A 19,139-nucleotide genomic window follows, 5' to 3' on the forward strand; every position below is an offset into this window, starting at 1 on the left:
CTATGACAATGTTAGCAGCACGGAGAACCCCTTGTCCATGAACGCGCAGACGCATCCCTGGCCCACCGCACACAGCGTCGAGGACTTTCGGCGCAATCTGGCGGCGGTGCATCGGCGCATCGCCGATGCCTGCTCCCGCGCGGGACGCGATCCGTCCGATGTGCGCCTGCTGCCGGTCAGCAAGACCGTGCCGGAGGAGCGCATCCGTCTGGCTTACGCCGCCGGCTGCCGCGACCTGGGTGAGAACAAGGTGCAGGAGGCGCAGCGCAAGGCCGAAGCGATGGTGGATCTCGCCGACCTGCGCTGGTCGGTCATCGGCCACCTGCAGACCAACAAGGCCAAGGTCGTGGCACGCTTCGCCAGCGAGTTCCAGGCCCTGGACAGCCTGCGTGTGGCGGAGGCGCTGGACCGTCGCCTGCAAGCCGAAGGGCGCGCACTGGATGTGTTCGTGCAGGTCAACACCTCGGGCGAGGCCAGCAAGTTCGGCTTGCCGCCTTCCGAGGTGGCCGGCTTCGTCCGGGCGCTGCCGGGCTTCTCCGCCCTGCGCGTGCGAGGCCTGATGACACTGGCGCTGCTGTCGGCCGATCCGGCGCGGGTCCGTCCCTGCTTCGTGCTGTTGCGCGAACTGCGTGATCGGCTGCGCCAGGAGGCGCCGGCGGGCATCGGCATGGACGAACTGTCGATGGGGATGTCCGGCGACTTCGAGCTGGCCATTGAGGAAGGCGCCACCGTCGTGCGCGTCGGCCAGGCCATCTTTGGCGCTCGCGCGACGCCGGACAGCCATTACTGGCCCGACGACGACCGGGCTGCGACATCGACCGCATCGGAGCAGACCGCATGAAGACCGCCCTGGCCCTGCGCCACATCCATTTCGAAGACCTCGGCACGCTCGAACCGCTGCTGCGCGAGCGTGGATTCGACGTGCGCTACCTCGACCCCGCGACGGACGACCTGGCCGGTGAGGAGGCCGCGGCAAGCGATCTTCTCATTGCACTGGGTGGGCCGATCGGCGCCTTCGACGAGCGGGCCTATCCCTTTCTTGCCGACGAACTGCGTCTGCTCGAACGGCGCTTGGCCAGCGGCCGGCCGCTGCTCGGCATTTGTTTGGGCGCGCAATTGATCGCGCGCCTGCTCGGCGCCGCCGTCGCCCCCATGGGCTTCAAGGAGATCGGCTTCGGCGCGCTGACGCTGACGGATGCGGGCCGCCGCTCGGTGCTGGCACCGCTGGCCGGCGTGCCGGTGCTGCATTGGCACGGCGACCGCTTCGAGCTGCCTGAGGGCAGTGAACTGCTGGCGAGCACCGAAAGCTGCGTGCAGCAGGCCTACGCGGTCGGCAACCGGGTGCTGGGTCTGCAGTTCCACCTGGAAGCCGATGCCAGCCGAATCGAACGCTGGCTGGTCGGCCATTGCTGCGAGCTGGGCCAGGCCGGCGTCGATCCGCGCACGCTGCGCGCGGATGCCGAGCGGCATGGGGCAACGCTGAAGGCTGCGGCCCACCGCACGATCGGCGCGTGGCTGGACCGGCAGCAGGACACGGGGGGGCGTCCTGAATGACGGTGACCCAACCTGTGCCCATCGATGTCATCAGCATCCAGTCCCAGGTGGTCTACGGGCGGGTCGGCAACAACGCGGCGATTCCCGCGTTGGAAGCCTGCGGGCTGCTTACGACCGCGGTGCCGACCGCGCTGCTCAGCAACACCCCGCACTATCCCTCGGTCCATGGCGGTGCGGTGCCCGACGCGTGGTTCGCTGGCTGGTTGGATGACCTGGAGGCGCGCGGCATCCCCGCGTGCGCTCGCGTTGTGCAGGTCGGCTTCCTCGGCGCGCCGTCGCAGGCACGGATCCTCGCATCCTGGTGGTCGACGATGCGCGAGCGCCACCCGCAACTGCGCCTGCACCTGGATCCGGTCATTGGCGACTACGACCAAGGCGTGTATGCGGCGGCTGGCATGGCCGAGGCCTGGCGCACGCTGCTGATTCCAGAAGCCCACGGCCTCGTCCCCAATCGGTTCGAGCTGGAACAGATCACCGGCAGAACGCTGCAGGGTCTGGCGGATTGCCGCGAGGCTGCCCGTGCGCTGTTGCGCGGCCCCACCCAATGGGTGGTGGTGACCAGTGTCCAGGATGATCCTGAAAGCGCCGTCGTCCAGACGCTGCTGGAGACGCGAGAGGGGGTATCGCGCCTCTTCGAGCATCCCCACGTGCCCTGCGTGGTGAAAGGGGCCGGCGACTACTTCGCCGCGCGCCTGACCGGCCATTGCCTGCTTGGCATAGAGATGCCTCAGGCCGTCGAGCGCGCCTGCGGCGAAACCGCCGAGCAACTGACCCGCACCCGGCGCCTGGGCTGGGAGGAAATGGCTATCCACGCTATGGCCGGGAGCGTCCGGCCATGAATGCCTACCGCCTCGTGATTTCCCGGCATAGCCGGCTGCTGGGTCAGTTCGACAGCGAAACGCCCTGGGCGGGCGACGCGATCCGCGACCTGCTACAGCGACTTCCCGAATGCGATGGCTATCGCACCGAACTGTTCGTCGCGCGCGAAGAGCGCCGATTGCTCGAAAGCGGTCCTGGCGGCCTGAAGGTCCTCGGCCGCGAGCTCTTGTTCCAACCCTTGCCGATCACGGCGCTGCTGTCTGGCACGGCGCCCGAGGAGCCGCTCGCGTGAATCAAGCTCCCGGCCTCATGTACGCGTAGGTGGCGCGATGGAGCTGCGACACCTGCGCTGTTTCGTGGCAGTGGCCGAGGAACTGCACTTCACGCGTGCGGCGGTGCGGCTCCATATCGAGCAGTCTCCGCTGTCGCGCACCATCCGGGAGCTGGAGTCTGACCTCGGCGCCACGCTGTTCGAGCGCAATCGGCGCGGCACCCAGCTCACCTGGGCGGGCCAGGTCCTGCTGGAAGATGCCCGCCGCGTGTTCGCGGTGCTGGAACAGGCACGAACCAACGTCCGGGCCGCCGCCACGGGCTATCGCGGCATGCTGCGCCTCGCGCTGTCGGACGGTATCGCGCAGACACGCCTCGCGGCACTCCTGGCCCTGTGCCGGGAGGAGGAGCCCGATGTGGAAATCCGCCTGTTCGAGACGCCGCTCGCATCGCAAGTGCGCGGGTTGCGCGACGACACTTTCGATGCCGGGTTTGCGCAGTCTGACGAGGCTGGAGAGGGCATCCTGTGCGAGGCGGTCTGGTCCGATCCCATCCTGGTGGCCATTCCGACGCGCCATCCTTTGCTGGCCTTCAGGCAGGTCCCTCTGGATGAACTGCTGCGCTATCCCCTGATCAAGTGCCACCCGGAAACCTGCGAGGGTGCGTACCGGCAGATCAAACGGCTGCTCCGGACGGCCGCCATCCAGCCCCGGATCGCAGAGCGGGTCGCGACACTGGAATTGATGCTGACGCTGGTGGCCGCGGGCTACGGACTGGGTTTCGCCACGGCGGCGCAGATTTCGGTCTGCCGTCATCCCGAGGTCATTGCGCGGCCCCTGTCGGACCCGTCGGCATGCATGACCACCTACTTGTTGCGGCCGGACAGTGAGCCCTCGGAACCGCTGCAGCACTTCATCGAACGCGCCATGCTCTCGCGCGACGACAGTCCCGCCGTCGATCCGATCTAGCCCTGGGCAACCGCGTTCCTCGCAGCGCAGACCTTCGTCGGGGACGCCGCGCAGGTGCCATGGCAAGCCATGGGCGACCGAGCGGCTGAACGTGCCGCCGCGTCTACAGATGCAGGGTGCCGCTGGCGACGGTCACGGCCTGGCCACCGACGCGCACCGTCAATTCGTCGCCGTTTCGGGTCCATTCGACGTGGATCAGGCCATCGCGTCCCATCTCGATGCCTTGCTCCGCAAGGTAGCCACCCTGGAGAGCCGATGCGTGCCGGTGCCTTGCCAGGAATGCCGCGACACACCCGTTTCCAGACCCGCAGACGGGGTCCTCGGCCACGCCTTCGCCTGGCGCAAACGTGCGCAGGCGCAAGCGTACCGGCGCGTCGGCCTCGTGCTCGGCAAAGACGGTCACGCCGACGGCACCCGATGCGCGGCAGCGTTCGGCGATGCGAGGCAGGTTGGGACGCAGCGACGCCACGGCGGCGACGCTGCGCAGCTCGGCGATCAGCCACGGGATGCCGGTGGAGACGACTTCTACCGGCATCGCGGCCAGCATGTTCGCATCGCAGCCCAGCAGGGCCGACATTTCCCCAGGACCGATGGCCGTGTTGCGGAACTGCGGGCTGGCCTGGGTCATCCAGTAGATCGGCGAGCCCTCGGTCGGAACGACTTCGACAGGCACGATGCCGATGCCGCAGGCCTGCCGCAGCAGACTTGCATCGACCAGATCGCCACGGTGCGCACGCACCGCGCTCGCAGTGGCGATGGTGGGGTGCCCCGCGAACGGTAGCTCGCTGGAGGGCGTGAAGATGCGCACCCGATAGTCGGTGTCGGGCGATTCCGGGGCCAGCACGAAGACCGTCTCGGACAGGTTCATCTCGCGCGCGATCCGCTGCATGGTCCGCGCATCGAGGTCGTCGGCATCGAACACGACGGCAGCCGGGTTGCCGCTGAGCGGCTGGCTCGTGAACACATCGACTTGCAGGAAGGATTTGTTCATCGCTTCTCCAGGTTCGGTCGCACCGCCTGTGCTCGGTTGCGTGCGCGTGGCCGGGGACGAATCACGCGGCCAGGGCCTTGGCGCCGCTCGACGGTCTCCACAAAAGAATCCATGCGGCGAATCCGAGGAAGCCGATCCCCGCCAGGCGCGTGCAGCGCTGGCGCCAGACGGAAGTGCCCAATGCTCCTCGCACCCGGCTTGCAATGGCGGCATAGCCGGTCAAGGTGGCGCCGCTGAGGATCACGAAGATCGCGGTCAGGCCCATGAACTGAGGGATGAGAGCCTGGTCGGCCCGGATGAACTGGGGGAAGAAGGCGGTGAAGAAGAGCATCGACTTCGGATTGGATGTCGCCACCAGGAATCCTTCCTTCGCCAGCGCGAAGGCCTGCACCGGCCCTGCGTCATGAGCATCGGCGTCCGGCGACCGCGTGTGTCTGCCCTGCACAAGCAGGCGAAGACCGAGGTACGCCAGATAGGCGGCGCCGGCCAGCCGCAGTGCGGTCATCGCGTGAGCGGAGGCAAGCAGGAACAGGCCGACGCCCCACGCGGCCGCCGCGGAAACCACGAGCAACCCCAACATGTTGCCCAGCGTCGACCACAGGCTCGCGACCACGCCCTGGCGAGCGCCATTGCGCATCGCCAGCAGGATGGCCGGGCCGGGCGTAAGGATGGACAGCCAGGCCGCCAGGACGTAGGAAATCAGGAGCGGGATATCGGACATGGCGAACTCGGGGGGGGCTTCTTCGTCGGTTGTGAAGGAAGTGCACTTCGACGATAGCCAAGGCCATTCGAGCTGACCATTGAGCTTTTCTCGACGTTTGCTGAGACCTTCTCACTCGGCAATTCGACGCATCGGTCTTAAGGTTTCCAGCCAGACAACGTCACTCCGGATATCCGCGCACGCCACCATGAGCCACCTTCAGACCGTTCGCCTCTTGATGCTTCCCGGTATCGGCAATTCCGGGCCGGAGCATTGGCAGACGCGCTGGGCGTCGCGCCAGGAGCATGGCCGGCGATTCCAGCCTGCCGACTGGGACAGGCCGGACCTGGCCGACTGGCTGCAGGCACTCGATGCGGCCATCGACGAGTGCGGCGCGCCCGTCGTCCTGGTCGCACACAGCCTGTCGTGCCTGCTCGTCGCGCACTGGGCATCGCGGCCGGGAATCGGGGAAGACATCCAGCATCGGATCGCCCAGGTCCGGGGCGCCTTCCTCGTTGCCGTCCCTGACCCCGGCGCACCGGCGTTTCCGGGCGAGGCGAGCGAGTTCGGCCCGCCACCGACCGACCCCCTGCCGTTTCCCGCACTGGTGGTCGCCAGCAGCGACGACCCCTATGGCTCGCCGGAGCACGCCCGGCACATGGCCATGGGTTGGGCAGCGGGATGCGTGGAAGTCGGCGCCCTCGGGCACATCAATGCCGCCAGCGGCGTGGGCGACTGGGACACCGGCTGGCATCTGCTGCAGGCATTCGGCGCGGGGCTGCGCGTCCAGATGCCGGCATCGAATCGACCGGGAGCATGAGCATGCTCGCGTACCGCTACCTGACCGGCATCGACGACGCTGCGTTCTGCCACCGCGTCACCGCGGCCCTGAACAGCGGCTGGGCGCTGTATGGCGAGCCGAGCCTGACCTACGACCCGGCGCGTGGCGCAGTGATCTGCGGCCAGGCCATCGTCAAGACCATCGAATCGACGACGTACAGCGAGTCACTGGACTTGTCTGTGCTCTGACGGAGATCCCCCAATGGATGCATCGACTGCGATCCTGGGCTTCACGCTGACGGCGCTGCTGCTCACCTTGACCCCCGGCCTGGACACGGCGCTGGTACTTCGCACGGCGGCTGTGGAAGGGGGGCGCAAGGCGATGAGGGCGGGCGGCGGCATCGTGACCGGCGTGCTGATCTGGGGGCTGATCGCGGCCCTCGGGCTCGGCGCGGTGCTCGCGGTCTCCCGACTCGCCTACACCCTGCTGCAGATCGCGGGCGCGGCCTATCTGCTCTGGCTCGGCTGGAAGCTGTTCTCTGGCGCGCTCAAGAGCCGGCCGACGCTGCCCGCAGACGATCCGCCACTCGTGAGTGGCGAGCGCTGGTTCCTGCGCGGTCTGCTGACGAATCTGCTCAATCCCAAGGTCGGGGTGTTCTACGTGAGCCTCCTGCCACAGTTCGTTCCCGCCGACGTGCCGGTGGTCGGGTTCAGCGTGCTGTTGGCCGGCATCCACGCCGCGATGGGACTGCTCTGGTTCGCCGCACTGGTGCTGGCCACGCGGCCCCTGGCACGCTGGCTGCGCCGGCCCACGGTGATGCGCTCGCTCGATGCGCTCACCGGCCTGGCGCTGATGGGGTTTGGCCTGCGTCTGGCCCTGTCCAGGCCGACGAGCTGAGGTGCGAGCGGCATGGACATCGGAACCTTCCTGCTGCTGGCCGGTGCCGGCATGATCGGCGGCATCTGCAATGCGGTGGCCGGCGGCGGCACATTCTTCACCTTTCCCGCGCTGCTGGCTGCCGGCGTACCACCCGTGGTGGCCAACGCCACCAGCGCGGTGTCGATCTGGCCGGGGCATGCGAGCAGCCTGCTCGGCTATCGCAGCGAACTCGGGCGCCACCGCGCCGCGTTGCGGCGCAGCCTGCCCGTGGTCGGTGCCGGTTCGCTGGTGGGCGCCACACTGTTGGTGTTCACCGGAGATGCACAGTTCAGCCGTCTGGTGCCGTGGCTGATCCTCGTCGCGACCGTTCTGTTCGCCCTGGGACCCTGGCTGCGCCAGGCCATCGAGCGGCATGCTCGCGGTCAGGTGCCGCACCTGGCGGCTGCGGGGGCGGAGTTTCTGACCGCACTCTATGGCGGCTACTTCGGCGCCGGCCTGGGCATCATGCTGATGGCGATCCTGACCTTGCTGGGTGTGCGCGATGTCCAGGAGGCCAACGCCGTCAAGAATGCGATGGCTACCGTCGTGACCAGTGCCGCGGTGATGCTCTTCGTCGCCACCGGGTCCATCGCCTGGGCGCAAGGCAGTGCGGTCCTGCTGGGCGCGATCTTGGGAGGCTATGCCGGCGCGCGGTTGGCGCGCTGGATTCCGCCGCTGGCGCTGCGTTGGACGATCGTGGCGACCGGCCTGGCGCTCTCTGCGTACTTCGGGCTGAAGGCGGGTGCATGATGGATCGCTTGCAGCGGGCGTGCGACGCCCATGCCTGTGCCAGCACGGCGCTCCCCGGCATCGCCAATGGCGGGCGATGCTGCTTTCCGCGCTCTGCTGCGTTTGCGGACAACGTGGCACCGACCCTGCCACCCGCCTGGATCTGCCAATCCGGCTCGACCAACGAGGCGCTGTGTCGATTCAGTTGGCGAACTTTCTGTGAGGAGTCCATTCGATGAATCCACTTGATGCACTGACCGCGCTCTGGTCGCTGGGCGGGCTGCCGCCGCAGGCGCTGGCCGGGATCGCGCTGACGGGCAGCGACCCGGTGTTTCCCTCGTCCTTCGCCGTCGGCACCGCCGCGCAGACCAGCATTGCCGCGGCTGCGCTCGCCGCCTGCGAACTGGGCCATGAGCGGGGTGCTCCGCGCCAGCGTGTCACCGTGGACATGGCCCACGCCGCCGCCGAATGCACCGGCTGGTTCACGCTCGACGGCCAGGAGCCCGAGCTGTGGGACCCGTTCGCCGGCCTGTACCGCTGCGCCGATGGCCACGTGCGTGTCCACACCAACTTCCCGCACCACCGCGATGGCGCGCTGCGCCTGCTGGGCCTGGACCCCGCAACTGCCACACGCGCCGACGCAGAGCAGGCCCTGCGGGGTTGGAAGGCGCTGGACTTCGAGCAGGCCGCGGCCGACCACGCGCTGGTGGCCACGGCGTTGCGCAGCTTCGCCGAGTGGGATGCCACGCCCCAGGGTCAGGCGGTGGCCTCGCAACCCCTGATGACCATCACCCGAATCGCCGATGCGCCACCGCGTGCACTGCCGCCCCTGGCGGCCGATGAGCGGCCGCTCGCCGGCCTGCGCGTGCTCGACCTCACGCGCATCCTGGCCGGCCCCGTCGGTGGGCGGGCGATGGCGTCGTTCGGCGCGGACGTGATGCTGGTCAACTCACCGAACCTGCCCAACATCGCCGCTATTGCCGAAACCAGCCGCGGCAAGCGCTCGGCGCACATCGACCTGCGCAGCGAGGCCGGGCGCGAAGCGCTGTGGCAGCTCCTGGAAGACGCCCACGTGTTCTCGCAGGGGTACCGGCCCGGCGGCCTGGCCGCGCTCGGCTTCTCGCCCGAGGCCCTGGCCGCGCGCCGGCCCGGCATCGTCGCCGTGTCGCTGACCGCCTACGGCACGCAAGGGCCCTGGGCCGACCGGCGCGGTTTCGATTCGCTGGTGCAGACGGCAATGGGTTTCAACCACGCCGAGGGCGAGGCGGCGGGCGACGGCAAGCCGCGCGCGCTGCCGATGCAGATCCTCGACCAGGCCAGCGGCTTCCTGATGGCTTTCGGCGCCGCCGCCGCGCTGTGGCGACAGTCGCGCGAAGGGGGAAGCTGGCACGTGCAGGTGTCGCTGGCGCAGACCGGGCACTGGCTGCGCGGGCTGGGGCGCATCGAAGAGGGTCTGCGGGCCGGCAGGCCGGACCTCAGCCCCTGGCTCGCCGACGAAGTCTCCGGCTTCGGCCTGCTGCGCGCCGTGCGCCCCAGCGCGCAAATGGCGCGAACACCGGCCGGCTATGCGCGACCGTCAGTGCCGCCGGGAACGGATCGCCCGAACTGGTGAGAGCTTGTCCGCAAGCCGAGAGTTGATACGGCCGGACCCCTTGAATGAGCAATATCCCAGGTCACCCCGGCGATGCATCGCGTGCCGCACCGATGCCTGCCACGTCAGCCTTGCCCTCCCATCTGCTGTGGACCATTGCCCTGGCGGCGGGCGCATCCGTGGCCAACAGCTACTACAACCAGCCGCTTCTCGGCGAATTGAGCCGGGAGTTCGCGCTCTCTGCGGGGACCGTGACCTGGCTGCCCGTGCTCACCCAGGCGGGCAATGCCCTGGGCGTGCTGTTCCTGGCACCACTGGGTGACCGCCTGGAGCGCAAGTCGCTCATCCTGCGAACGCTGGCGGCGCTGGTGCTCTCCCTGGTGCTGGCAGCCGCGTCCTCCGGCTTCGTTCAATTGGCACTGGCGAGCCTCGCCGTGGGTTTGTGCGCCACCGTGGCGCAACAACTGGTTCCCTTGGCCATCCACCTGGCACCCTCCCACCGCAAGGGGCAGGTGCTCGGCGTGGTGACGGGCGGCATCCTGATCGGCATCCTGGCGGCCCGTGTGGTGAGCGGCTGGATGACCGAGCTTTGGGGCTGGCGGTCCGTCTTCGGCTTTTCTGCGGCACTGATGCTGGTACTGGGCTTTCGGCTGGCATGGACGCTGCCGGTGGTACCACCGTCCTCCGATCTCAGCTATGGACGATTGCTGCTGTCGATGTGGCATTTGGTGCGCAAGCACGCTTCCTTGCGCCAGGCTGTGGCCGTCCAGTTCCTGCTGTTTGCCAGCATGATCGGCTTCTGGGCAACGTTCGCGCTCTGGCTGGAGCGGCCGCCACTGCAGCTCGGCGCGGTATCCGCCGGCCTGTTCGCGCTGGTCGGCGTGTGCGGCGCGTTGGCTGCACCGGCGGCTGGCCGGTTTGCCGACCGACGCGGACATGACGCAGTCGTTCGTGCAGGCGCGGTGGGAACCGCAACGGCATTTGCCGTGCTGTACCTGGGAGGCTCATCGATCCCCGCACTCGTCCTCGGCATCTTCTTGCTCGACGTGGCCGTGCAGTCGGCCCAGGTGGCGAACCAGACCATGGTCTATGCATTGGATGCGGGTGCGCGCAGCCGGCTGAACACCGTGTTCATGGGCACGATGCTGCTTGGCGGGGCCTTCGGCGCTGCTGCATGCGGGTGGGCCTTCACTGCCCATGGATGGGCCGGGGTCTGCGCCTTTGGCATGCTCAGCACCACCATTGCGTGGGCCTGTCTCTTCGGCTAACCAATGATGACAAGTGAATTGACAAACCGTCTGCTGGTCGAAGCAAACCCTGACATGACGCCGATGCCATCTCAGGTGGTCATTTCGGGGTGCTCCGGCGGCGGCAAGTCGACCTTGCTCGGGGAGCTGCGGCGGCGTGGTCATGCGACCGTCGCCGAACCCGGGCGGAGGATCATCGCCGAGCAGATTCGACAGGGCGGCAACGCCTTGCCATGGACCGACATGGCGGCCTTTCTGCGGGAGGCGCTGCGCGTCGCCGCCATGGATCTCGAAGGCGCGGCACGGGACGCTGGTCCGGTCTTCTTCGACCGAGGGTTGATCGACGCCGCTGCAGCGCTTCAACGACTCTACGGGGTACCGTTGGCGCAAAGTCTGGGCGAATCCCGCCCTTATGGGCGGCTCGTGTTCCTCGCACCGCCCTGGCCGGACATCTATTGCGCAGACGAGGCGCGGCGGCACGGTTTTCCCGAGGCTGAGGCGGAATACGCCCACCTGGATGCAACCTACCGGGCACTCGGCTACGAAGTCAGGTTGCTTCCGCGCGCCAGTGTGGCCGAGCGGGCCGACTTCGTTCTCGAAGCGATTCATCGCTGCTGAAGGCGAGACCAACTTGCGGCGGTTGCCCTGGATGCTGATCCGAACGCGGCCCTGCAGCATGCGTACTCACGTGCACCGTTGTCGATGAGCACGCGACGACACGGGCGCGGGCTACTGTCGTCGACAGGTGATAGGTCGGAGAAAACTGCTGGACATGGCAACGGCCGCCCTGTCTGCCAAACCGCACGCAAGCGGAGCGTAGGGCAGAAACAGGAAGCGGGGCCGAAGGTGCTAGCCGAGCGAAGCGAGGGAACGATGGAAGCCCGACAGGGGCGAAGCCCCGAAGGGGGTTCGATGCAAAGCACGACAGCGCGACCGGTCATCTTCCTTGGCCGGGGAGGCCCAGACATCAATGCCCCCGTCTTTAGTCACGTCATCAGCTCACTTGCACCATTGGCTAGCCAGACTATATGATTCATATATGTTTCATATAGATCAAAGCACATGGGTATCGTGAACATCGACGAGGATCTGCATGACCAACTGCGCAAGGCCAGCGCGGTATCGTGCCGGTCAATCAATGCGCAGGCGGCCTTCTGGATCAGGATCGGCATGCTGTGCGAAATGAACCCGACACTGAGCTTCAACGACATCGTCACCCGTGAGCTGCGGGCCGCAGGCGTTGTGGCGCAACCCATCAAGATGGGGTCGGCATGACCAAGCGCCCAGAAGAAATCGCGCTGATGGCCGAGTCAGGCCAGCTTTTGGCGCAGGTGTTCAGCCATCTTGATCGGCTGAACCTGATCGGCATGTCCACGATGCAGGTCAACGATCTAGTCGATGACTTCATCGTCTATGAACTCAAAGCGCGCCCGGCCAGCAAAGGGCAATACGGGTACGCCTACGCGCTCAACGCCTCCCGCAACCATGTGGTCTGCCACGGCGTTCCTTCCGCCAAGGACATTCTGCAGGACGGGGACATCGTCAATTTCGACATCACGCTGGAGAAGAACGGCTACATCGCCGATTCCAGCAAGACCTATCTGGTCGGCGAGGTGTCACACCAGGCGAAGCGGCTCGTGCAAGTGGCTTATGAAGCGATGTGGAAAGGCATCCAGGCCGTCCGCCCAGGCGCCACGCTCGGCGACGTGGGCCACGCTATCGAGCGGCATGCCCGCAGGAATGGCTATTCGATCGTTAGGGAATACTGTGGCCACGGCATCGGCCGTGAAATGCACGAGGAGCCGCAAGTGCTGCACTGGGGTAAACCGCGAACGGGTCTGGCGCTTCGGGAAGGGATGGTGTTTACCATCGAGCCGATGGTAAACAAGGGGCGGTCCGCCGTCCGAACAGAGGTCGATGGGTGGACGGTCGTCACGCGTGACGGGCAATTGTCGGCTCAGTTCGAGCATACCGTGGCCGTCACTGCGAGCGGTGTGCGCGTCTTGACGCTGCGCCCGGGCGAAAAGGCGTTGCACTGATTCAACGTAGTGGACAGGAACGCCTTGCGACGATCCAATGGCCGCGTCAAACAACGATCCGCCCGGCCAGCCGCTCATCGCGCGCACAGGCGCTCAATCGCTCCTCGGCACGGAACCACGGGTCGCGTTCGATCGGCAGGCCCAGCCGGCCGAGCACCGTCGCCAGTTCGCCCAGACTGACCCAGCCGATTTCCGGCGTCCCAGGCCCAGATCGCAAAGACCAAATGCGTGGTCATTGTCATCGCCGAGATCAATCTCGGTCAGCAGTCAAGCCACGTCGGCGTCCGGTGTGAACAGCTTGGCCACGAGACCGGATTGGCCCATACCCATCCACTGCACACAGTCAGCTTTTGGCAAGCGCGCAGGTCCGATCAGCGAGTCGGGGCGGACAGGGATGGTGAAAACGGGGCAAGGTGGTCTCCGCTTTGTTTGTCGCGTCGAGGCCTGGTTTCGGTTCGACTGTCACCGGATTGGCTTCCCTCCGGTGTTGTCTCATGGACCCTCGCGCTGTTCCTCATGCCGCTCGCGCTCGCTCAGCATGGTTTGCTTCGGGCATTGCCATCCTGGCATTGGCCACCCGCGCCGCCGCGGCGGAAGTATGGGTCGTTACCGACTCGCATCATCCGGTCCATGGCCAGGCTGACCGACACGTCATCCTGGACGCTGCCGCGGTGCTTGAAGCTGACCTGGCCGCCAACCTACCCTCCGATTCAGAGCGCGCCAGCGCCATCGTCCAGCAGCGCCTGAAGCAGGGCGGTACGGACCTGCAGCGCAGGATCGGCACCGCCTACCAGGGCATTGCCGACGCCTGGAGCCTTGGCGTCACCAAGGTTCCGGCCATCTTGGTGGATCGCCGATACGTGGTCTATGGCGAGACGGACGTGGCCCGTGCGGTTGCCCGCATCGACCAATACCGGAGGACGCAGCCATGACGAGGCGTCCGTTCGCGCCATCCCGGCGCCAGCGGTTGGCCGTCGCAGCGCTGCTGCTGGGGTGTTCCGCATCGTCCTTCGCACTGAACACCGCCACCATCGTGGCCTCCACCCTGTCGCCGGATTGCATGGAATACCGCGTCACCGGCATCTGCTACTGGCTCTATTGCACCTGGACGGGTTGCACCGTGCGCACCTCGGTCAAGGTGCGCCACTACATTCCGGATGCCGTGGTATCGAGCTACTCGAACACCGGCGAGAACCCTTGGGTCGAGGTGCGGGCGATGAGCCTGCCGAACCCGACCGCGAAGGCCGGTGGCGACGGCACCACCAACGAGGATCACGAGAACAACCTGGCGAAGTTCAAGAACGCCGACGTCATCGGCCATCCCGGTGGCCATGTGTTCAGCCAGTTCGCCAGCGCGTCCGGCTACACCTGCGAGGGCGCCGGCACCGCCTTCATGCCCTATCTGCTGAGCACGCTCGACACGCTGGCATGGCGCTACAACATCCCCGAGGCGCTGTATCCGGAAGCACTGATTCCCGGCCGGCGCGAGATCGGCACGCGCACGGCCATGAATCTCTGGGGCAACGTCTATCCGCGTGGCGGCTTCCTGCACCAGGTGGATGACCACAAGGCCGCAGCCGTGGTCGCCCAGCGCGCGGGTGACATCGTGACGCGCCGCAACCAGATCCACGTCTACCAACCGCTGCTCGCCAGTTCGCGCGATGGCTACTGGCCGGCCGGCGCCCTGATGGAAACCGATGCCGCCACGGGCAAGTGGCAGGAGCTGACCCCCACGCTGTCCAGCAGTTGCGCGGTATTCCCCCACGGCAATGCCAAGGTGCAGGCCCGGCAAGGCGACTACGCTTGGGCATTGTGGCGTCCTTATAGCTGCTGCCAGCGCCGCGGCCAGGTGTTCCTCGGCAGCGTCGATTTCCTGTGAGACCCGATGCCATGACGACTTCATTTCCGAGCGCCCGTCGATTTCTGTACGTCGCATTGGCCGTTGTCGCAGCGTTGTGCTACTCCAGCGCCGGGGCGCAGACCAGCGTCAACGAGTACGGCGTCCAGCATCAAGGCAGCGTGATAGGCGACGACGTGCTCTACAGCATTGGGGGCGGCCGCGCGGTGTCCATGAGCGGTGCGGCCAACATGCACTCCATCGGCGTTGGCGTCGGCTGGAACAGCAACCTGATCTGTGGCGACATGAGCATCACCACCACGCTGCAGAACCAGTTGAACGGCATCACCAATGGCTTCCAGGCCATCATGTCCTCGGTGATCCAGAACGCCACCGCTGCCGTGGCGTCGCTGCCCGCCTTGATCATCCAGCGCGCCGATCCAGGGCTGTACAACCTGTTGACCAATGGGGTGCTGCAAGCCAGGCTGGATTTCGATCGCAGCAAGCTGACCTGCCGTGCCATCGCCAACCGCATGGCCGACATGGCGGGTGGGCAGCTCGGCTGGGACCAGCTCGCCGAAGGCATGGCGCTGAAGCAGGCCGTCGCGAGCACCGATGCGGTCTCAGCGATCGACGACGCCGAGGCGAACCGTGGCAACAATGGCGTGCCGTGGGTCGGCGGAGACAACGCTGGCGGCGCGGGCCAACGTCCGGTGCGTGTGGTCGGCGACGTGACCCGCGCCGGCTACAACCTGCTCAATGGCCGTGGCGTCGGCGATGCCAGTTCGATTCCGCAAGCCAGTTGCAGCGGCAACCTGGCATGCCAGACCTGGAGTTCGCCCGATGCCGCCGCAGCCTGGGCCATTCGCGTGCTGGGCGAGCAGGAACAGCGCACCTGCGATGCATGCACCAAGACCGTCACCACGCCGGGCGTTGGCCTGACCCCGCTGATTCAGGAGGAATACGAGGACAAGCTGCAGGCCCTGCAGGAGCTGGTCGCCGGCAGCCGTCCAACCACGGCGCAGAACCTGCTGGCTGCGAGCAGCGCGTCGCTGCCCATCACCCGTGGCGTGATCGAGGCACTGCGCGACGAGACGGACCAGGACATCCTGGCTCGGCGCCTGGCCTCGGAGGTTGCGCTGTCCAGCGTGCTGGAGAAGGCGCTGCTGCTGCAACGCACGCTGCTGACCGGGCGCAAGGAGCCCAACGTGGCCGCCAACGAACTGGCCCAGAAGGCCATCACCCACGAAAGCGAAGTCCTCGATCGCGAGATTCACAACCTGAAGGCAGAGCTGGAACTGCGCCGCGAACTGGCCAGCAATTCGCCGATGGCGATCATCCAGCGCCACAGCACCCGCGCCGCCGGTGCGCGTGGCATCTACGAGGGTGACCCGGTGCGCAACCGCGTCGATGAACTGCAGCGGCCGCCGTCCGGCGGAAGCCATCCATGAGCGCCGGCAGGTGGCGCCTGCGCTGGCTGTCCAACCAGCGTGCCATCCTGGTGCTGGTGTGGGCGGTGTCGCTGCTGATCGCCGCGACCGCCGTCAATGTGATCGGCATCCGCATCGCGGGCGGCATCGACAGATGGCAAGCATGGATGGCGGCGCAATCCGGGGCCTTCCTGGCCTGGCGGTTGTTGCTCTACGCCGCCACCGCCTGGGGCTGGCTCTGGATGCGCCGTCGCCTGCGGGCGCGGGAACCGGAGCGCGCTGCCGGGCAGCGGCTGCTGCGCGCGGAGGTTGCGGCCATCGTCGCCGTGATCGTACTGGAAGCCAGCCTGCTGATGCAGGCACGGTAGCGCGAGGTTCGCCATGACGCTGTACACCACCGACTACCTGGAGTACTACCTGACGCTGGTGTCCTGGGTGGTCCATAACGGCATCTGGTCGGTGCTGGTCGCCAGCGGTGTGTTCGCCATCCCGTTCCTGGCGATCGTCATCCAGGAATGGTTGAAGGCCCGCGCGGAAGGCGCGGACGAAGGCAACAAGGGCGTGCTGTCCTCGGCTCGCATCGAGAACCGCGTCTTCGTTGCCATCGTGGTGATCATGTTCGCGGGCATTCCCTTCATTGATGTCGATTTCAACACCATCAAGTACGACCGCTCGCGTTCGACCCAGTGCCAGGTGAATTTCCCGGAGCCGACCGATACCGGCTGGTCGCAATCGTTCAGCACGATCAACAACCAATCGGCCAAGGTGCCCGTGTGGTGGTTCGCCATGCACGCGATCTCGCGCGCGATCACCGGCGCCTCGGTCGCGGCCATTCCCTGCGGCACCGACCTGCGGCAGATCCGCATGGACATCGACGCGACCCGCATCGACGACCCGGTGCTGGCCCAGGAGGTCAGCGACTTCACCCGCGACTGCTACGGCCCCGCCCGCGCCAAGCTGTTCATGACCCGGCCCAGCCTGAGCGAGGTGCAGATGCACGACGTCACCTGGATCGGTTCCAGCTACTTCGTCGGCACCGCCGGCTTCTACGACAGCTACCGCTCCAGAACACCGCGCGATGCCTGGCCGTTCGACGCCACGCGCGACGCCGGCCTGGCCCAGGTGCCCGGCGGGGCGGCTACCCGACCTGCCGGCAGTGGTGGTCCGACGGCGGCCAGGGCCTGCGGGCACGACTGCTGGCCCAGGTCGATCCCAACCTGCTGACGCGACTGGCCGGCTGGGCGGGCTTCCTGAGCCAGGCCGAGGTCAACGACTCGGTGATCCGCGCCGTCGCCAGCCCTCGGCAACAGAAGCTCAACCGGGGGGCGGTCTACACGGACTACGGTGGCCAGATCGACATGACGCTGCCCAACATCGTCACCCGCGCCGCCAGCGACGTGGGGCTGACCGTCGGATCACTAAGCTATTTCCCGGCGATGGACGTGGTGCGGCAGGCGCTGCCGATGGTGCTGTCCCTGCTCAAGATGGCGCTGGTCATCTGCATCCCGCTGGTGCTGCTGATCGGCACCTATGACCTCAAGACCGTGGTCACGGTGAGCGTGGTGCAGTTCGCGCTGTTCTTCACCGACTTCTGGTTCCAACTCGCCCGCTGGATCGACTCGACGATCCTCGATGCGCTCTACGGCTGGGGATGGGGCTGGAACCGGCCGCACACGAACTTCGATCCGCTGGTGGGCCTCAACAACACCTTCGGAGACATGCTGCTGAACTTCGTGATGGCCACGATGTTTTTGATCTTGCCCACGTTCTGGGTGGCGGCATTGGCCTGGGCTGGTATCCGTGCAGGCAACGTACTTCAAGGATTGAGTACTGGCACGCGGGATGCCGGACAAGCCGGTGGCAGGGGCGGCGGCTTGATGATCGGTGCGGCCAAGCAGAAATAGCTCCAACCGCCGGTTCAATCGTCTTCGAATCGTGGATCTGGGTCATCGCTGTAGTTGATGGGGTCGTAGGCAAGGCTTTCGCGATGATCCAACTCCTCGGCCTTGCGTCCGAGGAAATCATCGTCGCCTTGCGGCGCTTGCTCCGCCATCCTGGCTGCCACAACGAGAGCGACCAGCAACAGCGCCGTCCAGACCGCGATGTACAGCAACACCCCAAGGGTCGCCAGCTTGACCCCCCAGATCAGCACCGCTGCACCGCCCGCCGGCACTCCTTGCGCCATCAGCCATTGATGCACCCGACGCTCCGCGCGCAGGCAACCGCCCCATACACCGCCCAGCCAGCGGCCGAGTCGCGCTGCGGTGGTCATGCGTGCGGTGTGCTTCATGGTTGGCTACCTCATGGTCGTTCCACGGTCGTTGGGCAAGGCCGTGCCGGTTTCCTTCATGCCTGCCGCGCCGCGAATGCTTCGGCGGTCATGATCAAGCCGGGAAAGTCCTCTCGCATGGCGAGAATGTCCGCATCCCCCGTGATCAACGCATCCGCCTTGCCGACATGCGCGAGCACCAGGAACACCTGGTCCTTCTCGTCGCGGCAGACCGGCAGGTCTGGCCATGGCGCCGGCAGTTCCACCACATCGGCGTAGGGCAGAAAGTCCGCCAGCAACTCCTGCTGTTCCAAGGTCGACAGCTTGAACTTGGGATAGGCCAGGACGCGCAGGAGTTCACTGGCCGTCTCCCGGCAGACCAGCGGCTGCAACTGCTGTTGCTGCCAGGCTTGGCGTATCCAGGCCAGTCGTCCGGCACTGAAGATCAGCGCCGACAGCACGATGTTGGTGTCGAGGACGACCCTGCGCATCACTGCCGTGCCCAGGCCACGGCATCCTCGATGTCCTGCTCGGTGATCCCGAGTTGCTCCAGCTTCTCGCGCACGGCCTGGGCCTTCTGGACCCGCACGGGCGTCAGGATGATCCGGCCGCCCTCGACAGTCACGTCGAAGTACTCCGCCGCATCCACGCCGGATACGGCCGCCTTGGGCAGCGTGATCTGATTTTTCGAAGTGAGCTTGGCAAGCATGGGAGGCCTCCGTAAGTTTCAAAGGAAATCTTACTTCCTTACTTCATTCTCGACAAGCATGCCTTCGGGCGCAGGGGTTTCAGGGCCTGCTGCGCTTTCAGCGCCGGTTGAAACGGCCTGATCCGGTGAAAACACAGTGCCTGTTCCGCCCGATCCTGGAGCGCACCGGCTCCGCATTGATTGCGGCACACGAAGCCGACTGCCCCTATATCAAAGGGCTTGTCGAAGGCCAAAGGGCTGGGGATGGAGCAAGGGAATGGCCTCAAGGGGAAAGGCCCTACCCGAAA

General features: G+C 66.7%; 24 protein-coding genes and 2 pseudogenes. 20 read left to right on the forward strand and 6 right to left on the reverse strand.

The features are described from left to right. Positions 1–37: 37 nt before the first annotated feature. From PVE35_RS07255 to PVE35_RS07275, 5 genes are read left to right on the forward strand one after another with little or no spacing between them, the layout of a single operon-like run. On the forward strand, positions 38–841 hold the full coding sequence (locus PVE35_RS07255; RefSeq protein WP_052151667.1) for a YggS family pyridoxal phosphate-dependent enzyme: 804 nt from the start codon (positions 38–40) through the stop codon (positions 839–841). After that, complete coding sequence (locus PVE35_RS07260) at positions 838–1,554, forward strand: glutamine amidotransferase (RefSeq protein ID WP_024889577.1); 717 nt, start codon at positions 838–840, stop codon at positions 1,552–1,554. Before PVE35_RS07255 ends, PVE35_RS07260 begins: the two co-directional genes overlap by 4 nt. After that, positions 1,551–2,393: a PfkB family carbohydrate kinase gene (locus PVE35_RS07265; RefSeq protein ID WP_277374232.1), complete on the forward strand. Its 843-nt coding sequence runs from the start codon at positions 1,551–1,553 to the stop codon at positions 2,391–2,393. The genes PVE35_RS07260 and PVE35_RS07265 overlap by 4 nt, the downstream gene beginning before the upstream one ends. After that, positions 2,390–2,665, forward strand: a complete 276-nt coding sequence (locus PVE35_RS07270) for a hypothetical protein (RefSeq protein ID WP_024889575.1) — start codon at positions 2,390–2,392, stop codon at positions 2,663–2,665. The genes PVE35_RS07265 and PVE35_RS07270 overlap by 4 nt, the downstream gene beginning before the upstream one ends. Positions 2,666–2,702: 37 nt before the next feature. Continuing rightward, positions 2,703–3,611 (forward strand): LysR substrate-binding domain-containing protein, encoded by a 909-nt coding sequence (locus PVE35_RS07275; RefSeq protein WP_029578113.1) that lies wholly within the window; start codon positions 2,703–2,705, stop codon positions 3,609–3,611. A gap of 103 nt (positions 3,612–3,714) precedes the next feature. Here the strand turns inward: PVE35_RS07275 and PVE35_RS07280 are convergent, their stop codons facing one another. Together PVE35_RS07280 and PVE35_RS07285 are read right to left on the reverse strand one after the other, a co-directional pair. Continuing rightward, complete coding sequence (locus tag PVE35_RS07280; RefSeq protein ID WP_277374233.1) at positions 3,715–4,602, reverse strand: PhzF family phenazine biosynthesis protein; 888 nt, start codon at positions 4,600–4,602, stop codon at positions 3,715–3,717. A gap of 61 nt (positions 4,603–4,663) precedes the next feature. Further along, positions 4,664–5,323 carry a LysE family translocator gene (locus PVE35_RS07285; RefSeq protein WP_029578111.1) on the reverse strand — a complete coding sequence of 220 codons (660 nt, stop codon included), beginning with the start codon at positions 5,321–5,323 and terminating at the stop codon, positions 4,664–4,666. 187 nt (positions 5,324–5,510) lie between these two features. Between PVE35_RS07285 and PVE35_RS07290 the strand changes: the two genes are divergently transcribed. The 9 genes from PVE35_RS07290 to map all read left to right on the forward strand — a co-directional run bounded on the left by PVE35_RS07290 (position 5,511) and on the right by map (position 12,607). Then, complete coding sequence (locus PVE35_RS07290; RefSeq protein ID WP_029578110.1) at positions 5,511–6,122, forward strand: alpha/beta hydrolase; 612 nt, start codon at positions 5,511–5,513, stop codon at positions 6,120–6,122. Positions 6,123–6,124: 2 nt separating this feature from the next. After that, a complete protein-coding gene (locus tag PVE35_RS07295; RefSeq protein WP_029578109.1) occupies positions 6,125–6,331 on the forward strand; it encodes a DUF1737 domain-containing protein in 207 nt (68 codons plus the stop codon). A 13-nt stretch (positions 6,332–6,344) separates the two neighbouring features. Continuing rightward, positions 6,345–6,980 carry a LysE family translocator gene (locus tag PVE35_RS07300; protein WP_238955027.1) on the forward strand — a complete coding sequence of 212 codons (636 nt, stop codon included), beginning with the start codon at positions 6,345–6,347 and terminating at the stop codon, positions 6,978–6,980. Positions 6,981–6,992: 12 nt separating this feature from the next. Further along, the gene (locus tag PVE35_RS07305; protein ID WP_029578107.1) at positions 6,993–7,751 is read left to right on the forward strand and encodes a sulfite exporter TauE/SafE family protein; all 759 of its coding nucleotides are present in this window, start codon (positions 6,993–6,995) and stop codon (positions 7,749–7,751) included. 214 nt (positions 7,752–7,965) lie between these two features. Next, positions 7,966–9,342 (forward strand): CoA transferase, encoded by a 1,377-nt coding sequence (locus PVE35_RS07310; RefSeq protein WP_029578106.1) that lies wholly within the window; start codon positions 7,966–7,968, stop codon positions 9,340–9,342. Positions 9,343–9,386: 44 nt separating this feature from the next. After that, positions 9,387–10,589, forward strand: coding sequence for an MFS transporter (locus PVE35_RS07315; protein WP_277374234.1), 1,203 nt, complete (start codon positions 9,387–9,389; stop codon positions 10,587–10,589). A 3-nt stretch (positions 10,590–10,592) separates the two neighbouring features. Then, positions 10,593–11,186 carry an AAA family ATPase gene (locus PVE35_RS07320; protein ID WP_223819785.1) on the forward strand — a complete coding sequence of 198 codons (594 nt, stop codon included), beginning with the start codon at positions 10,593–10,595 and terminating at the stop codon, positions 11,184–11,186. 444 nt (positions 11,187–11,630) lie between these two features. After that, complete coding sequence (locus PVE35_RS07325) at positions 11,631–11,843, forward strand: ParD-like family protein (RefSeq protein WP_144735131.1); 213 nt, start codon at positions 11,631–11,633, stop codon at positions 11,841–11,843. Beyond that, a complete protein-coding gene (gene map, locus PVE35_RS07330) occupies positions 11,840–12,607 on the forward strand; it encodes a type I methionyl aminopeptidase (protein ID WP_020649374.1) in 768 nt (255 codons plus the stop codon). Before PVE35_RS07325 ends, map begins: the two co-directional genes overlap by 4 nt. A gap of 46 nt (positions 12,608–12,653) precedes the next feature. Here the strand turns inward: map and PVE35_RS07335 are convergent. Further along, positions 12,654–12,913: pseudogene (locus PVE35_RS07335) on the reverse strand (DUF2958 domain-containing protein); the annotation flags it as partial. A gap of 188 nt (positions 12,914–13,101) precedes the next feature. On the opposite strand from PVE35_RS07335, the gene PVE35_RS07340 reads away from it, so the two are divergent. The 6 genes and pseudogenes from PVE35_RS07340 (at position 13,102) to PVE35_RS25455 (ending at position 17,778) form a co-directional block, all read left to right on the forward strand. Continuing rightward, positions 13,102–13,539 (forward strand): TIGR03757 family integrating conjugative element protein, encoded by a 438-nt coding sequence (locus PVE35_RS07340; RefSeq protein WP_144735133.1) that lies wholly within the window; start codon positions 13,102–13,104, stop codon positions 13,537–13,539. After that, the gene (locus PVE35_RS07345; protein WP_277374236.1) at positions 13,536–14,486 is read left to right on the forward strand and encodes a TIGR03756 family integrating conjugative element protein; all 951 of its coding nucleotides are present in this window, start codon (positions 13,536–13,538) and stop codon (positions 14,484–14,486) included. Before PVE35_RS07340 ends, PVE35_RS07345 begins: the two co-directional genes overlap by 4 nt. Positions 14,487–14,497: 11 nt before the next feature. Then, positions 14,498–15,895, forward strand: a complete 1,398-nt coding sequence (locus PVE35_RS07350; RefSeq protein ID WP_277374237.1) for an integrating conjugative element protein — start codon at positions 14,498–14,500, stop codon at positions 15,893–15,895. Beyond that, positions 15,892–16,242 carry a hypothetical protein gene (locus PVE35_RS07355; RefSeq protein WP_277374238.1) on the forward strand — a complete coding sequence of 117 codons (351 nt, stop codon included), beginning with the start codon at positions 15,892–15,894 and terminating at the stop codon, positions 16,240–16,242. Before PVE35_RS07350 ends, PVE35_RS07355 begins: the two co-directional genes overlap by 4 nt. Positions 16,243–16,255: 13 nt before the next feature. Next, positions 16,256–16,873, forward strand: a pseudogene (locus PVE35_RS25450) (conjugal transfer protein TraG N-terminal domain-containing protein); the annotation flags it as partial. An 83-nt stretch (positions 16,874–16,956) separates the two neighbouring features. Beyond that, entirely contained in the window at positions 16,957–17,778 is an 822-nt protein-coding gene (locus PVE35_RS25455; RefSeq protein ID WP_346772064.1) for a conjugal transfer protein TraG N-terminal domain-containing protein, read from the forward strand. A gap of 14 nt (positions 17,779–17,792) precedes the next feature. Here the strand turns inward: PVE35_RS25455 and PVE35_RS07365 are convergent, their stop codons facing one another. Genes PVE35_RS07365 through PVE35_RS07375 form a run of 3 tightly spaced genes read right to left on the reverse strand, consistent with a single transcriptional unit; the run spans position 17,793 to position 18,852 of the window. After that, a complete protein-coding gene (locus PVE35_RS07365; RefSeq protein ID WP_029578100.1) occupies positions 17,793–18,164 on the reverse strand; it encodes a DUF3742 family protein in 372 nt (123 codons plus the stop codon). 56 nt (positions 18,165–18,220) lie between these two features. Continuing rightward, a complete protein-coding gene (locus PVE35_RS07370; protein ID WP_029578099.1) occupies positions 18,221–18,634 on the reverse strand; it encodes a putative toxin-antitoxin system toxin component, PIN family in 414 nt (137 codons plus the stop codon). Then, positions 18,634–18,852: an AbrB/MazE/SpoVT family DNA-binding domain-containing protein gene (locus PVE35_RS07375; protein ID WP_150084252.1), complete on the reverse strand. Its 219-nt coding sequence runs from the start codon at positions 18,850–18,852 to the stop codon at positions 18,634–18,636. The genes PVE35_RS07370 and PVE35_RS07375 overlap by 1 nt, the downstream gene beginning before the upstream one ends. Between the last annotated feature and the right edge of the window lie 287 nt (positions 18,853–19,139).

The sequence above is a fragment of the Pseudomonas sp. AA-38 genome, assembly GCF_029457475.1.
GTDB lineage: Bacteria > Pseudomonadota > Gammaproteobacteria > Pseudomonadales > Pseudomonadaceae > Aquipseudomonas.